We start from the raw sequence: 17717 nt of genomic DNA on the forward strand, positions 1-17717 counted from the left end.
TAAATAAGATAATGAAAAATACATTTATATATATTTTCTGTTTGAGTTTATTGTCTTTGGGTTCATGTAGTTTAGAAACGGAACCGCTAACACAGCAAACAGATACAAATTTTTATAAAACAACTGAAGACGCCTATTCTGCATTGGTTGGTTGTTATGACGGAATGCAGGTCGCTACAGGAGCATCTGGTAAGGGGGTGCCAGTTGCAAGTGAGATCATGTCAGACGATTGTTTTGGAGGTACCGGTGCTTCCGACAAATATGATTGGGCAGCAATAGATGAGTTCGATATTTCACGAGCACCAGCTGAAGTTGATTTGTTTAATGATAATTGGAAAGCTTATTATAAAGCAATTTATCGTTGTAATATTTTCTTATCTAAAATGGATCAGATTGACTGGGAAGGGGATACTGTGTTAAGAAACACTTATGAGTCTGAGACTAAATTCATCAGAGCTTATCTGTATTTTGAAATGGTACGCTTGTGGGGAAATATACCTTTATTAACGGTTCCTTCTACAGACAATATTCCACAGGCAGCCCCTGAGGAGGTTTATAAAGTAATCGCACAGGATTTGGTTTTTGCTGCAGACAATTTACCATCAACCGCATATACAGCTTCACCAGGTGGAAGGATCACCAAATGGGCTGCAAAATCTTTATTAGGTCGTGTGTATTTGTACTATACAGGATATTATGGAAAAACAGATTTGGCAGGGATAGTAACAAAAGCACAGGCTTTAGTACATTTAGAAGATGTTATCTCATCAAGCGGTCACGGTTTGGTTGATGATTTTTCTACTTTATGGCCAGCGGCTTCGGTAGATAAATATGCTGGAGAGAGTAACAAAGAATTCATCTTTTCTATAAAATATACTTATACAAGTGATTATAACGGGAACACAGACGGTAATCACTGGATGGTAATGTTCGGAATGAGAGAGTTCTCCTCATACCCTTACGGACGTGGTTGGGGAGTTACAGTAAATTCAAAATTATATGATGCATACAATGCTAATGATACAAGACGTACTGCAACCATTATTGGAATCGAAGAAGAAGATATAGAATTCGACAAAATAAACAACCAACGAGAATATACAGGTTATTATAACAAAAAATACTCGCCAATGGTAGATAAAGACGGAAAAGATCTTCCGCTTGTTTTGGGTAGCCAGTTTTGGGATATCAGCCAGTTTCAGGATTATGTAGTATTAAGATACGCAGATGTTTTGTTAATGGCAGCTGAATTAGGCAGCGGAAGTGCCCAGTCTTATTTTGATCAGGTGAGACAAAGAGCATACAAAGCAAACTTTGCTTCATTACCAGTAACCCAGGATAATATTATGAACGAAAGACATTTAGAATTTGCTCTTGAAGGAGTGAGATACTGGGACTTATTGCGTCAAGGCATCGGAAAAGCTTCTTCGACTATCGCAGAAACTACAACTTTGTTAAGTGGTGGAGTTTCAGGAACAAAAACAATATCGGCTGCTAAAATTCAGGAAACAAAAGGATTGCAGCAAATTCCTAATACTCAGATTACATTATCGGGGAATGTTTTAAAACAAAATGCCGGCTGGTAATTTTAACTAAAAACTAAAGAAAATGAAAAATATTAAAATAGTAATTACAACATTTTTGACATTAGTACTTCTACTGTCATCTTGTTCACCAGACACTTATTCGTTAGATGCTGTGACTGATAAAGCGGATATTCATTATGATATTAAACAAGATTTTGCTGTAGATCCGGGAGGAAATACTGTAATATTAACTAATAAAACCCCAGGAGTTGTACTAACCTGGGATTATGTTACAGGAAAATCAAATAAAGCTACAGAAACTGTCAAATATGCTTTTAAAGGAAATTATACCATTAAAATCACAGCAGTTACAGGTGGGGGAATTGTTGAATTAGACCCTGTTACAGTTACAGTTACACAAGACAACCTAAACTATGTAGACGACCCTCTTTGGAATTTACTTTCCGGTGGTGTTGGAAATTCTAAAACTTGGCTTTTGGATTTAGATGCCAATGGTGTTTCGAAATATTTTATGGGACCTATGTATTTTTACGGTACTAGCAACGGATGGCTAGAAGGAGGGGATAATGGCTGTTATGGTGCAGATTGCTGGAATTGGAATCCAGAATGGAAAGGAAATACCTGGGTTGCTGCTCAGGGCGATTACGGAAGCATGACATTTAGTTTGAAAAATGGTCCATTTTTAACGACAGATCATAAAATGATGCCAGGTTATGGTCAGGAATCAGGATCTTACTTTTTAGATGCTACCGCAAAAACATTGACAACATCAAATGCGACTATTTTGCACACTAATGAATATGAAAATTGTGTAGACAATTGGTATTCTATGAAGATCATGTCTTTAACTGAAAATACATTACAGGTTGGTGTTTTAAGAAAAGGAAGTTGTGATGGAGCAGCAACATTGGTTTATAATTTTATATCAAAAGAATATAGTGATAATTGGGTACCGGCAGTTGTTGTAGATCCAAATCCTGCAATTGATCTCAACGGAGGTACTGTGGATGATTTGTTATCAACGACAACGACAACAACTAAAACCTGGGCCTTAAGCAAAGATACCCCTTTTAACTGGACAGATTTGAATGGTACATTTCTAAATAATTGGAATTCAGTTGCTGATTATGAAGCCGCAGGATGGCCAGGATATGTTTCGGGTGATCAGGCTACAGTTGTTAAAAACAAAATAAGTTTCTCAGACAATGGTAATATAAAAACTGTAGATAGCAATGGTGTTGAAAAATCAGGTACTTATTCTACTAGTACAGACGGTACTAACATTATTACATTTAACGGTATTTCTCCTTCATTTCCAATAGGCAGCTCATGGGCAACAGTTTCCACAACCGATAAGAATCAATGGAAAATTGTTAAAACTGCAAAAACAGGAAATGTAGTTACCGATATTTGGTTTGGTAAAAGAGATCCAAACAAGAGTGAATATATGGTTTTCCACTTTGTGTTAACTAATTAGTAATCTTAGGATTTTGAATTAAAACCACTTTTTTAATAATTAAGTCATCTCTAAATACAATCTTAGTACTATTTTTTTGAAAGAAAGTGTTTAGGGATGTCTTATTATTTTTTACTTTTTTGACAAAATCAAATCAGGTTAAGATTAAAAAGTACAATAATAATTATATGAAAAATGATAATTTACATGCCCAGTAATTAGTTGAAATAATTATCGGTAAATTTATTTTTGAACTAATCAAAACAAAAGATGAAACATTTGAATTTTTTAAAGACATTGCCAATTTTGGGACTTTTTGTAGTTTTTAGCTGCAATAAAAAAAATACTGATTTTGAAAACAGAAAAGTCTCTTTTAATTCAGACTGGAGCTTTCATCTTAACGATAGTATCGTCGATAAAGATACCATCGGAGCATCCACAAAATGGAGAACTTTAGACGTTCCTCACGATTGGAGTATCGAAGGAAAATTTAATGAAAAAAGTTCTGCAGGTTATGGCGGAGGATCACTTGACGGAGGTTTAGGCTGGTACAAAAAAACATTTAAAGTTGCTGCAGAAGACAGCACAAAAATAACTTCAATCACTTTTGACGGTGTTTACAAAAACAGCGAAGTCTGGGTAAACGGGCATTATTTAGGAAAACGTCCAAACGGATATATTGGTTTTCAATATGAAATTTCTCCATATTTAAATTACGGAGACAAAAACAACGAAATAATTGTTAAGGTTGACAATTCAAAACAACCCAATTCACGCTGGTATTCGGGTTCAGGAATTTTTAGAAATGTCTGGCTTGAAACAACCGATAAACTTCATGTAGGACAATGGGGAACATATATTACAACTCCAAAAGTTACTGCAGAAAAAGCTTCTGTAAGTATTGAAACAACAATTAAAAATCAATACAAAGAAGGTAAAAAAGCAAAAGTAACGACAACTATTTTTAAAGATGATACCAAAGTAACATCGGTTACTCAAGATATAACGATTAACGCCGACGAAAACCAAACTCTGAATCAATCGGCAGAAGTTGAAAATCCAATTTTATGGTCAGACGAAAAACCTGAATTGTACACAGCAGTTACCGAAATTTCGCTTGACGATAAAATCATTGACCAATACAAAACCACTTTTGGAATCAGAGATTTTAAATTTGATTTGAACAAAGGTTTTATTTTGAATGGAAAACAAGTCAAAATAAAAGGAGTTTGCATGCACCATGATTTAGGTCCTTTGGGGTCTGCAATAAATACTCGTGCCATCGAACGCCAGTTAGAGATTATGAAAGAAATGGGAGTAAACGGAATCCGAACTTCTCATAATCCGCCTGCCCCTGAACTTTTGGATCTTTGTGATAAAATGGGTTTCATTGTCATGGATGAAGCTTTTGATATGTGGAAACAAAACAAAACGAAATATGATTATGCAAATGATTGGGATAAATGGCATAAACAAGATCTAATCGATCAATTGCTTCGCGACCGAAATCATACTAGTATTTTTATGTGGAGCATTGGAAATGAAATTCCGGAACAATGCAATGAAACAGGTATCGAAATTGCAAAAGAATTAGTGGCGATTACTCGTGAATATGATAAAACTAGACCAATTACTGCAGGAATGAATCCGCCAGTAAATATGAATATTGATGATGTGACTTTGCAATTTGAGAAAAAGAATGTTTCAATTAATCCACTTGCCGGATCTGGAGTTTTAGATTTAATCGGATACAATTATGCGCATCAGACTTTTGAACATCATTTGCAAAACTTCCCGAAAACCCCTTTCATAGCAACCGAAACAACTTCAGGTTTGCAAACTAGAGGTTATTATGACGCGGTTTCAGACACCATCAAAAAATGGCCGGTTAGTTGGGATAAAAAATTTGAAGGAGGAAATCCTGGAAATACAGTTTCAGCTTACGATCAGGTACAGACACCTTGGGGATCTACGCATGAGGCGACTTGGAAAATCATTAAAAAACACGATTTCTTAGCTGGAATGTACGTTTGGACAGGTTTCGATTACATCGGAGAACCAACTCCATACGAATGGCCATCGGTAAGTTCATATTTCGGAATTGTCGATTTAGCCGGTTTCCCGAAAGATGTGTATTATATGTACCAAAGCGAATGGACAGATAAAACCGTTCTTCATATTTTCCCACATTGGAATTGGAAAGTTGGACAAACGGTTGACGTTTGGGCTTACTATAATAAAGCCGATGAGGTAGAGCTTTTCGTAAACGGAAAATCGGTTGGAAAAAGAAGTAAAAAAGGAGATGATTTACACGTCATGTGGAGAATTCCTTTTGAAGCAGGAACTCTAAAAGCAGTTTCTCGTAAAGATGGAAAAGTGGTTTTAGAAAAAGAAATCAAAACGGCTGGAGATCCTTCGCAATTGAAATTAACCGCTGATAGAAGTACCATCAAAGCTGATAAAAATGATTTGTCATTTATTACCGTTAATATTTTAGACGAGAAAGGAACGTTAGTACCCAATGCGAATAACGAAATTAATTTCTCTTTAAAAGGAAACGGAAAAATCGTAGGTGTTTGTAGCGGAGATCCAGTTAGTCATGAATCGTACAAAGGAAATAAACATACGGCTTTGGCTGGAAAATGTTTGGTCGTTGTACAATCTGGAGATAAATCTGGAAGATTGGAATTAACCGCAAAATCAAACGGATTGAAACAATCGACAATTGTAATTACAGCTGAATAATTTTTGAAATTTTAAATATAGCCACAGATTAAAAGGATTAAAAAGATTTAAATCTGCGAGAGAAAAAAAAGAAAAAAAATCCTTTCGAATCCTTTTAATCTGTGGCAAAAAAATAAAAACTAACCCATGAAAAACTCACAATTAACCGCATTAGTTTCTGCTTTTGTTTTGGGATTTCTAGCTGTGCCAAAAGCGACTGCACAAATTCAAAATGCAGATGTGCTGAACGCACCAATCGATATCAGTAAAGATTTTCAGAACTATCTGAACACTTTTTATTTTGCAGACGAATTGGCTTCTTTTGATCCTGCAACAGGAAAAGGAACAATCAAATACCTGCGATACAATTATAAAACGCGTCAGGCTTTCAACAACATGATGATGAAACCGGATGTGGAAAAAGCAAACGAATTTCCAACGACAGAATACGCAGAATCTCCTGTTCTGCCATTCGAAATTCAGTTTGTATCGGATAGAACAGTTCGTATCAAAACGACCTCTGGTCCTCAGTTTCATCCTCAGGCAGCATCTTTAATGTTGGTTGATGGCGTTGCACCAAATCATCCGGAATTATGGAAATATGCTAAAATCGAAGGCGGTCACAGCTATACAAGCAAACACGGAAAAGTGGAGATTTTGACAAAACCTTGGCATGTTAAAATTTACGATGAAAAAGGAAAAATGCTGACAAGCACACTTCACGATACCGATTTTAAAAATACCTATACCCCAACGCTTCCGTTTTCTTATGTTCGCAGAAACAGCGATTATTCAAGAAGTATGGGCGCGGCTTTCAGTTTAGAACCAGACGAAAAAATATTTGGTTGCGGTGAATCATTTACACAATTCAACAAACGCGGTTCAAAAGTAGTTTTATGGACAGATGATGCAAACGGAATCCAAAACGAAACCATGTACAAACCAATTCCGTTTTACATGAGTAGCCGTGGTTATGGAGTTTTCATGCACCATTCAACACCAATTACGGTTGATTTTGGAAAATACTTTTCAAGTGCCAACGAAATGTACATTGGAGATGATGAAGCCGATTTGTTTTTCTTTATCGGAGAGCCAAAAGAAATTTTAGATCAGTACACGAATCTGACAGGAAAAGCTGCTATGCCGCCACTTTGGTCTTTCGGTTTCTGGATGAGCCGTATTACGTATTTCTCAGAAAAAGAAGGAAGAGATGTTGCGAGAGATTTGCGTAAATACAAAATCCCAACAGACGTAATTCACTTTGATACAGGCTGGTTTGATGTAGATTGGAGAAACAACTATGAGTTTGCAAAGTCTCGTTTCCCTGACGCTACAAAAATGATGGCTGATTTAAAGAAAGACGGATTTCAAGTTTGTTTATGGCAGTTGCCTTATTTCACACCAAAGAATACTTTGTTCCCTGAAATTATGGATAAAAACTTAGCCGTAAGAGACAGAAAAGGAAATCTTCCTTACGAAGATGCGGTTTTAGATTTCTCAAATCCTGAAACAATTTCTTGGTACCAAGGAAAATTGAAAAAGTTATTTGATGAAGGAGTTGCAGTTTTCAAAGTAGATTTTGGAGAAGCAGCACCGCCAGACGGAATTTACCATTCGGGAAGAACGGGTTTCTATGAGCATAATTTATACCCATTACGTTACAATAAAGCGGTTGCAGAAATCACTCAGAAAGAAAAAGGTTATACTTTAATCTGGGCAAGAAGTACCTGGGCAGGATCGCAGCGTTATCCGTTACATTGGGGAGGAGATGCCGAAACTTCAAACGGAGCAATGTCGGCAGAATTACGCGGCGGACTTTCTTTAGGTCTAAGCGGATTCAGTTTCTGGAGTCATGACGTTGGAGGTTTTGCAACAAAATCACCTGAGAATTTATACAGAAGATGGGCGCCTTTCGGAATGTTTACTTCACACGTAAGAAGCCACGGAGAACCGCCTCGCGAACCTTGGTTGTACAGCAAAGAATTTTTAGAAGGATTTAGAAAAGCTGATAATATGCGTTACGAATTAATGCCATATATCTACGCTCAGGCAAAAGAAAGTTCTCAAAAAGGACTGCCAATGATGCGCGCTCTTTTTGTAGAATATCCAAATGATCCGGGAGCTTGGTTGGTTGATAACGAATATTTATTTGGATCAAGTATGTTGGTAGCACCGCTTTTTGAAGAAGTAGAAGAAAGAGACGTTTACCTTCCGGAAGGAACCTGGATCGATTATCAAACAAAAAAAGTGTACCAATCTGGGTGGCATAAAATCAAAGCGGGTGAAGTGCCAATTGTAGTTTTAGTAAAAGACGGAACAGCGATTCCACATATCGGTTTAGCACAGTCTACAAAAGATATGGATTGGAGCAAATTGACTTTAAAAGTATTTGTAAGCGACAAAACCACTTCGGCAGCAGCCAAAGTATTTTTACCAGAAGGCGATGCAGTTCAAGAAATAAAAGTGAACAAAAACGGAAACAGTTTTGAAGTAGCTGCAAATCCATTAAACGGAAAAACCACTTTTAAAACTGAGTGGGCAAAATAAAAAATAGTTTGCCAAAGATTGCACAGATTAAAAGGATTAAAAATTGAGGATTAAAAATCTGCTTAAATCTGTTGAATCTGCGTGAAAAAAAATATTTAAACACATAGAAACATAGTCTTTGTTTGTGAATAAAGAAAGCAAAAAGAAACTAGTTTCTAACACATAGAAAAGCTATGTGAATTTAAACAAGTGAAACGCCTTTTTTAAGTTTCCAAAGAGCTATGATTCTATGTGTTTAAAAAATATAGCCACAGTTTTAAAATTCATTTAATCCTTTAAATCTGTAGCTAAAAAAATATAATTCCAAAAACATGAAAAACTATCTAATTCTTCCAGCCGTACTGTTTTCAATAGCAGTTGGCTACAGTCAAAAAACAAAAAACGCTTACGAACTGGCATCGCCAAACGGACAAAATAAAATCAAATTTGAGCTGGTAAAAAATGCTCCAAAATACGCAGTTTCTCACGGAAAGACAGAAGTGATTTCTCCGTCTGATATGGGATTTGTATTGAAAGGAAACGAAGACTTAAGTTCAAATTTTGAAATAAAAGGAGCCAAGACTTCTACGTTTGACGAGACTTGGGAACAAGTTTGGGGAGAAAAGAAAAACATCAGAAATCACTACAATCAATTGGTGGTTGATTTAGAGCAAAAAACAGGAAACAAAAGAAAATTACAGATTCAGTTTCGTGCTTTTGACGATGGAGTAGCTTTTAGATACGTTTATCCAAAACAAAATGTAAAAGACAGTATTTTCATCATGGATGAAAAAACGACTTTCAACCTAAAAGAAGACGGAAAAGCATGGTGGATTCCTGCAAACCGACCAGATCGTGATGAATATTTATTTAAAGATGCGCCAGTAAGTACATTAGATACGGTTTTAACTCCATTAACAATCGAAAGTAAAAGCGGATTGGCTTTGAGTTTTCACGAAGCAAACCTGGTAGATTTTGCCAGTATGACTTTGGTTAATAATAAAGGAACAGAATTAAAATCAGATCTTGTGCCTTGGGCAGATGGTGTAAAAGTTCGCGTAAAAGATTCGTTTACATCTTCTTGGAGAACAATTCAAATTGGAAATAATCCAGGAGAATTGATTACTTCTTACTTGGTTTTAAACTTAAACGAACCAAACAAATTAAAAAACACAAACAGTTATTTCAAACCATACAAATATTTAGGAATTTGGTGGGGAATGCACATCGGAAAATATACTTTCTGGGAAAGCGACAAACAAGGCGCAACGACAAAACACGCCGAAGAGTATATTGATTTTACTGCAAAAGAAGGTTTCCACCATTTACTGATCGAAGGCTGGAACAAAGGCTGGACGCCAGCTTGGTATGAAAACCGTATGCACATGTTCAGCTTCACGAAAAGTGCTGACAATTTCGACTTAGAAAAAGTAGTGGAGTACGGAAAGAAAAACAATGTTGAATTAATCGGTTACCACGAAACAGGTTCCAACTTAATTAACTATTTAAAAGAAGTTGACGAAGGTTTTGCTTTGTACAAAAAACTAGGAATCCACACAGTCAAAATTGGGCATGTAGGTTCTAAACTGAATATGAAACAAATGCACTTCGGGCAATTTGGAGTAAACTATTTCAGATACATTTTAGAAAAAGCAGCGCAATATGATTTAGCCGTTTTATATCATGAATCAATTAAAGATACAGGAGAAAGAAGAACTTTCCCAAACATGGTTTCGAGAGAAGCAGCACGTGGACAAGAATATAACGCTTGGAGCGAAGGAAATCCGCCAAACCATTTGACTATTATTCCTTTTACAAGATTACTTTCTGGTCCAATGGATTTTACGCCTGGAATTTTTGATGTTGAGGTAAAACAAGGTTATCCAGGAAAAAGAATTCAGGGTACTGTGGGGCAGCAATTGGCATTGTATGTGGCGCTTTACTCTCCAATTCAAATGTTGGCAGATCTTCCTGAAAACTACGAAGGAAAACCTGCTTTACAATTCTTAAAAGATGTTCCAACAGATTGGGAAGACACTAAAATCTTAGAAGGAAAAATTGGTGAATACATTACAACAGCAAGAAAAGACAGAAACAGTGCTGATTGGTATTTAGGAACTTTGACTAATGAAAAAACAAGAAATGTAGAGGTTTCATTATCATTCTTAGATCCAAATGCCACTTACGAAGCACAGATTTATGTCGATGCAGAAGGAACAGATCAAACACATAATCCGGAAGCAGTGGCCATTTCGAAAAAAACGGTAAAAACTTCGGATAAATTGCAATTGAAATTAGGAGGAGCTGGCGGTGGAGCAGTAAGATTCAAGAAATTATAATCCACAAAGATTTTCTGTAGAGACGCACTGCAGTGCGTCTAACATATAGTTAGAAAATAAAATATTTAGTCACAGATTAAAATGATTAAAAAGATTTTTATGTTCTCGCAGATTTAGCAGATAACGCAGATTTTTTATTCTAATTCTGTGTAAATAAAATATGCACACAGTTTAAAAAGATTTAAATCTGCATGATCTGCTAAATCTGCGAGAGTAAAAAAAGAAAAAAATCCTTTCGAATTCTTTTAATCTGTGGCAAAAAAATAAATAAAACCATTTCCAGATGAAAAAACTTTTAATAGCAGCAGTTTTATTTAGTTCAGTCCATTTGATGGCACAAAACCGAACGATAAAAGTGGATTATAAAAAAGAAGCAGGAAAATTAAACACCATGTTCAAAGAATGCATTGGAGCTGGAAGAGCAAATGAAGGTCTTCGTGCAGACTGGCAGCAGCAATTGAGATTGGTAAAAAAAGAATGCGATTTTAAATACATCCGTTTTCATGGTTTATTGACCGATGACATGGCAGTTTACCGTGAAGACGAAAAAGGAAATCCAGAGTACAATTACCAATATGTAGACGTTTTGTTCGATTACATTGTGAGTCTGAAAATGAGACCATTTGTAGAATTAGGTTTTATGCCGAATGCTTTGGCGAGCGGAAAAGAAACTATTTTTTGGTGGAAAGGAAATGTAACGCCTCCGAAGGATTATAAGAAATGGGAAGATTTAATTAAAAACTTAACCCAGCATTTCATAGAAAGATACGGAGCAGAAGAAGTAAAAACATGGTATTTTGAAGTTTGGAACGAACCGAATTTATCACCGGGATTTTGGACAGGAACGCAGACAGAATATTTTAAATTATATGAATATAGCGCTCGCGCAATAAAAAGTGTAAACAAAGCTTATAAAGTCGGCGGCCCTGCAACAGCAGGAGCGGCTTGGGTTCCTGAAACAATTGATTTTTGTGCAAAAAACAATGTGCCAATGGATTTTGTTTCAACACATACTTATGGTGTAAAACATGGATACTTGGATGAATTTGGGACTTCAGGAACGATTTTAAGTCAGGATGAATTCAGCGTAAGCGGCGATATTTTAAATTCAAGAAAACAAATTGCAGCTTCGGCAAAACCAAATTTAGAATTGCATTATACAGAATGGAGTACCTCGTATACGCCAGCAGATCCAATTCATGACAGTTATCATTCGGCAGCCTATATTCTGCAAAAAATAAAGCAAGTCGGCAATGCAGCAAACTCAATGTCGTATTGGGTTTTTACGGATATTTTTGAAGAAGCGGGGCCAAGATTTACACCTTTTCACGGCGGTTTCGGATTACTGAATACACAGGGGATTAAAAAACCGGCTTATTTCGCGTATTATTTTTTAAACAAATTAGGAGAAACAGAACTGCAAAATACAGATAAAGCTTCATGGGTGACTAAAAATACAAAAGGCGATGTGCAGGTTTTATTGTGGGATTTTACGAATACCCATCCGGGAGATAAAGAACTGAATCAAACGTATTACGTAAAAGACCTTCCATCAAAAGAAAAAGGAACAGTAAAAGTGGAAATTGATGAAATGCAGAAAGGAAAATATCTTTTAGAAATTTATAAAGTGGGTTACAAAGTAAATGACGCTTATGCGGATTATTTAGCGATGAATAAGCCAAGTCAGTTAACGCGCCAGCAGGTTAATTCAATAAAAGAAAAAAATAACGGCGCGCCAATTTCAACAGAAAAAATAACGATAGGTGTTACGGGAACTTTTAGTAAAAAAATTAACGTGAATGAGAATGATGTTGTTTTGTTAAATTTTATAAAACAATAATTAAATAATTGATTTATATACAATTAAAAAAAGCAGGTAATGAAAAATGCAATAAAATATTTTGTTATAGCAACTTCAATTTTTGGATTGGTAGATAGTAACGCTCAGGTAAACAAATCAAAAGTGGCACAAAATACATACATAGGGAAAGATATGAAAAACGATAACGATGCCGAAATAGATAAGTTAATTTCGCAAATGACGCTTGAGGAAAAAATTGGTATGTTGCACGGTAATAGTATGTTTACTTCGGGAGGTGTTGCACGTTTAGGAATACCGGAATTAAAAATGGCTGATGGTCCATTAGGAGTTCGTGAAGAAATTTCCCGTGATAATTGGTCACCGGCCGGGTGGACTAATGATTTTGCGACCTATTATCCTGCGGGAGGTGCTTTGGCAGCAACCTGGAATGATGATATGGCTTATATTTTTGGGAGTAGTTTAGGAGAAGAATTACGTGCCAGAGATAAAGACATGCTGCTTTCACCGGCAATCAATATAGTAAGGACACCACTTGGAGGAAGAACTTATGAGTATATGTCTGAAGACCCGTTTTTGAATAAAAAAATTGCGGTTCCTTTAATTGTTGGTTTACAAGACAAAGATGTTATGGCGTGTGTGAAACATTATGCGGCTAATAATCAGGAGACGAATCGTGATTTTGTAGATGTGCAAATTGATGAACGTGCGCTACGCGAAATCTATCTTCCTGCTTTTAAAGCGTCTGTTAATGAAGCCAGAGCTTATAGCATAATGGGCGCTTACAACAAATTCAGAGGTGAATATTTGTGTGAGAATGATTATATGCTGAATAAAATACTTCGTGACGAATGGGGCTTTAAAGGGATTGTAGTTTCAGACTGGGCAGCAGTACATTCAACAGGAAAAGCTTTAAAAAATGGTTTAGATATCGAAATGGGAACACCAAAACCTTTCAATGAATTTTTCTTAGCCGATAAATTAATTGCAGCAGTTAAATCAGGAGAAGTTTCAGAAACAGAAATTAACCTGCATGTAAAACGTATTTTACGAACTCTGTTTCAGGTAAAAGCAATGGGAGGCGGAGAACGTGCAAAAGGAAGTATCGCAACAGAAGTACATTATCAGGATGCATACAAAATTGCAGCAGAAGCAATAGTATTATTAAAGAACGAAAATAATGCCCTGCCGTTAAAAGTGGATGGAATAAAATCAATTGCAGTAATCGGAAACAATGCAACCAAGAAAAATGCATTGGGTGGATTTGGTGCAGGGGTAAAAACCAAAAGAGAAATCACTCCGTTAGAAGGTTTGAAAAACAGATTGCCTTCATCAGTTAAAATTAATTATGCAGAAGGATATTTAGAACGTTACGAAGAAAAAAACAAAGGGAACTTAGGAAACATTACTTCAACAGGTCCGGTAACAATCGATCAGTTAGACCCGGCAAAATTACAAGAAGCTATAGAAGCAGCTAAAAATTCAGATGTAGCTGTGGTTTTTGCAGGTTCAAATCGTGATTACGAAACAGAAGCTTCTGACCGCAGGGATTTAAAATTACCATTTGGACAGGAAGAATTAATTCAAAAAGTATTAGCTGTTAATCCAAATACCATTGTGGTTATGGTTGCCGGAGCTCCGTTTGATATTGACACAGTAAGCAAAAAAACGAAAGCCTTGGTTTGGACCTGGTTTAATGGTTCCGAAGGAGGAAATGCTTTGGCAGATGTATTGTTAGGAAAAGTAAATCCATCAGGGAAATTACCTTGGACAATGCCTAAAAAATTAATGGATTCACCTGCTCATGCAACCAAGAGCTTTCCAGGTGATAAAGTCGTTAAATACAAAGAAGGAATTTTGGTAGGATATCGCTGGTTTGATACTAAAAAAATTGAACCATTATATCCTTTTGGTTACGGATTGTCATACACCAATTTTACTTTAGATAATGCTAAAACAGATAAAGATTCTTATAGTTTAACAGATAGAATTGTAGTTTCTGTTGATGTTAAAAACACTGGAAAAGTGGATGGAAAAGAAGTAGTACAATTGTATGTATCTAAACCAGATTCAAAAGTTCTCCGTGCAGCACAGGAATTAAAAGGTTTCCGGAAAGTGGATGTTAAAACAGGGGAGACTACTACGGTAAAAATTATTCTTGAGGTTAATGAGTTAGCCTATTATGACACGGAATCAAAAAAATGGGTGCTGGAACCTGGAAAATATACTTTGAGACTTGGGAATTCTTCTAGGGATATCCAAAAAGAAATTGTAATAACCATTAAATAAAAACTCACATTAGATTTAAATGTATTTAGTGTAAAACAAAAACAACTTTATTAACTATAACAACCAAATTAAAATGAAACAAATAGTGAAAAGATACTTGCTAAGCACAATATTGTGTTTATTCTGTATAAGTTTCTGGTCCTGCAGTTCAGATAAGGAAGCCCCTGAAGAGACAGAGCCAATAGTAAAAACCCTTACCGTTGATGTCAATAAAGTTGACCTTGATAGCAAAGCTAACAGTGCAGATGTAATTATAGCAACAAACACTACAGCCTGGTCAGTAAGTACATCAGATGCAACCTGGATAAAATTTACACCCGGAACAGGGGTTTCGGGCAGAACAACAGTTACGATTTCTGTTTTAGAAAATACCAGTTCTGTAACAAGAACGGCAGATGTTACAATTAGCTCCAGTGATGTGGCTTCTGTAAAAATAACAGTTACTCAAACAGGAAAAACAAGTTTGTATCCGAGCTATAATACGAATCCAATTGCGGCAGATGCAACAGGTATGAGCAGTACTGCAGTGCAATTGGCTGCTAAAATGAAACTGGGCTGGAATATCGGAAATACATTAGAAGTAACACCTGGAAGTGAAACAAGCTGGGGAAATCCAAAAGTTACTAAGGCCTTGATTGATCTGGTTAAAGCTAATGGATTCAACGCCATCCGAATTCCTTGCTCCTGGAATCAGTATGCTAATGGTACAACAGCAAAAATAACTGATACCTGGTTAGCCAGAGTAAAAGAAGTGGTAAAGTATTGTACAGATAATGATATGTACGTAATTGTAAACATCCACTGGGACGGAGGATGGCTAGAAGAAAACTGTATTGAAGCCAAAAAAGAAGCAAACAATGCGAAACAAAAAGCATTTTGGGAACAAATAGCAACTAACCTGCGTGATTTTGATGAGCATTTGCTTTTTGCTAGCGCAAACGAACCTCACGTAGATGATGCGACTGAAATGGCAGTGTTAAATTCGTATCACCAAACTTTTATCGATGCGGTACGTTCTACAGGGGGTAAAAACGCTTATCGTACGTTGATCGTTCAGGGGCCAGCTACAGATATAGAAAAAACAGCTAAACTGATGACTACTTTGCCTACCGACAAAGTTGCAAACAGAATGATGGCTGAGGTACACTTTTATCCGTATCAGTTTACACTTATGGATAAAGATGCAGACTGGGGTAAAATGTTTTACTATTGGGGAGCAGGAAATCATTCAACTACAGATACTGCACACAATCCTACCTGGGGAGAAGAGGCGTTTGTAGATGAAGTTTTTTTATCAATGAAAACGAAGTTTGTAGATAAAGGAATTCCGGTAATTTTAGGAGAGTTTGGTGCAATCAGACGTGATTTAACCGGGGATGCGTTAACATTGCATTTAAAATCTAGAGCTGCTTTTTTAAAATATGTTGTAAAACAGTCCAAAGCAAACGGTTTAGTTCCTTTTTACTGGGATGCTGGAAATTTAGGGACAAATACAATGTCTTTATTTGACAGAAGCAATAATACCGTATATGATTCTCAGGCATTAACAGCGTTGCAGGACGGATTGAAATAAAAAATGTTTTTAGTATCTGCAGTTGGTTTTATATATTGAAATTTTAAAATAAAAAATATTTTTCGATAGATAAAATTAACTGCAGATTCCTTTTTTAGTATCATTTTAAAATACCAAAAAATAACAGATTCCAGTTGAATTAAGTTTTTATTATTTTAATGTTTAAGAGAAAATTAAATAGTATGAAAAAAGCATTTATGGATTGCCAAATAACAGTTTTTCTGTGTTTGCTTTTATTAGCAAATTTATCCTGCAGTAATGATATCCCTGAGCAAAAAATCGCAGCAGATACAAATTCAGTTGTTCAGGTCTCAACGTCAAAACTACCTAATTATAATACAAGTCCATTGCCTGCAGATCCTTCAGGTATGGGGAGTGATGCCAAAACAATTGCATCAAAAATTAAAATAGGATGGAATATCGGTAACACTATGGAAGCCACCGGAAGTGAAACTGCCTGGGGAAATCCAAAAGTTACCAAAGCATTGATAGATTTAGTAAAAACAAAAGGCTTCAATGCGGTACGTATCCCGTGCTCATGGAATCAATACCTAGCCAATTCAACTACGGCTCAAATAAAATCAGACTGGATGAACAGGGTTAAGGAAGTGGTAAAATACTGCAACGATAATGCAATGTATTGTATCGTAAATGTACATTGGGACGGCGGATGGCTGGAGAATAATGTTACTGTAGCAAAACAAGCTGAAAACAATGAAAAACAAAAAGCATTTTGGGAGCAGATTGCAACAAATCTTAGGGAGTTCAACGGATTGTTACTTTTTGCAAGTGCCAATGAACCTAATGTAGAAAATGCAGAACAAATGGCTGTACTCAAATCGTATCATCAGACTTTCATTGATGCGGTGCGTTCTACCGGAGGAAGAAATGCCTACAGAACTTTGATCATTCAGGGACCGGGAACAGATATTTTAAAAACAAACCAATTGATGACTTCTTTACCTACCGATAAATTAGCGGGACGCATGATGGTAGAAGTACATTATTATGCACCATGGCAATTTGCCGGCCTGACTCAGGACGAAAGCTGGGGCAAAATGTTTTACTATTGGGGAAATGGCTATAAATCTACAACTGATACAGGCAGAAATGCAACCTGGGGAGAAGAGGCAGCAGTAACAGCCGATTTTAAATTGATGAAAACTCAGTTTGTAGATAAAGGAATTCCGGTAATTTTAGGAGAGTTTGGAGCTATTAGACGTTCGTCATTAACAGGTGATAATCTGACGAAACATTTAGAATCACGTGCTTATTATTTAAAATTTGTTGTTCAACAGGCTAAGGCCAATGGTCTGGTGCCATTTTATTGGGATGAAGGCAGTATATCAAATAATGGATTTGGAATCATTAACAGAACTAACAATACTGTTTTTGACACCAAAGCACTTACGGCTTTAATGGATGGTTTAAAATAGATTTATAA

9 protein-coding genes are annotated in these 17717 nt (G+C 36.1%); all 9 read left to right on the forward strand.

Annotated features, from left to right (window positions below):
- Positions 1-11 precede the first annotated feature (11 nt).
- The 9 genes from GWR14_RS15125 to GWR14_RS15165 all read left to right on the forward strand — a co-directional run bounded on the left by GWR14_RS15125 (position 12) and on the right by GWR14_RS15165 (position 17709).
- Positions 12-1586 carry a RagB/SusD family nutrient uptake outer membrane protein gene (locus GWR14_RS15125; RefSeq protein ID WP_163409917.1) on the forward strand — a complete coding sequence of 525 codons (1575 nt, stop codon included), beginning with the start codon at positions 12-14 and terminating at the stop codon, positions 1584-1586.
- A 22-nt stretch (positions 1587-1608) separates the two neighbouring features.
- Positions 1609-3024, forward strand: a complete 1416-nt coding sequence (locus tag GWR14_RS15130) for a hypothetical protein (RefSeq protein WP_163409918.1) — start codon at positions 1609-1611, stop codon at positions 3022-3024.
- A gap of 249 nt (positions 3025-3273) precedes the next feature.
- On the forward strand, positions 3274-5748 hold the full coding sequence (locus GWR14_RS15135) for a glycoside hydrolase family 2 TIM barrel-domain containing protein (RefSeq protein ID WP_163409919.1): 2475 nt from the start codon (positions 3274-3276) through the stop codon (positions 5746-5748).
- A gap of 126 nt (positions 5749-5874) precedes the next feature.
- Positions 5875-8274 (forward strand): glycoside hydrolase family 31 protein, encoded by a 2400-nt coding sequence (locus GWR14_RS15140; protein WP_163409920.1) that lies wholly within the window; start codon positions 5875-5877, stop codon positions 8272-8274.
- Positions 8275-8585: 311 nt separating this feature from the next.
- The gene (locus tag GWR14_RS15145; RefSeq protein ID WP_163409921.1) at positions 8586-10592 is read left to right on the forward strand and encodes a glycoside hydrolase family 97 protein; all 2007 of its coding nucleotides are present in this window, start codon (positions 8586-8588) and stop codon (positions 10590-10592) included.
- A 283-nt stretch (positions 10593-10875) separates the two neighbouring features.
- On the forward strand, positions 10876-12432 hold the full coding sequence (locus GWR14_RS15150) for a GH39 family glycosyl hydrolase (protein WP_163409922.1): 1557 nt from the start codon (positions 10876-10878) through the stop codon (positions 12430-12432).
- Positions 12433-12471: 39 nt separating this feature from the next.
- Positions 12472-14700, forward strand: a complete 2229-nt coding sequence (locus GWR14_RS15155) for a glycoside hydrolase family 3 C-terminal domain-containing protein (RefSeq protein WP_163409923.1) — start codon at positions 12472-12474, stop codon at positions 14698-14700.
- A gap of 73 nt (positions 14701-14773) precedes the next feature.
- Positions 14774-16273 carry a cellulase family glycosylhydrolase gene (locus GWR14_RS15160; protein ID WP_163409924.1) on the forward strand — a complete coding sequence of 500 codons (1500 nt, stop codon included), beginning with the start codon at positions 14774-14776 and terminating at the stop codon, positions 16271-16273.
- Between the two features lie 182 nt (positions 16274-16455).
- A complete protein-coding gene (locus GWR14_RS15165) occupies positions 16456-17709 on the forward strand; it encodes a glycoside hydrolase family 5 protein (RefSeq protein ID WP_223150976.1) in 1254 nt (417 codons plus the stop codon).
- The last annotated feature ends 8 nt before the right edge of the window (positions 17710-17717 follow it).

Source organism: Flavobacterium ajazii, assembly GCF_010614725.1.
In the GTDB taxonomy this organism is placed as follows: Bacteria; Bacteroidota; Bacteroidia; order Flavobacteriales; family Flavobacteriaceae; genus Flavobacterium; species Flavobacterium ajazii.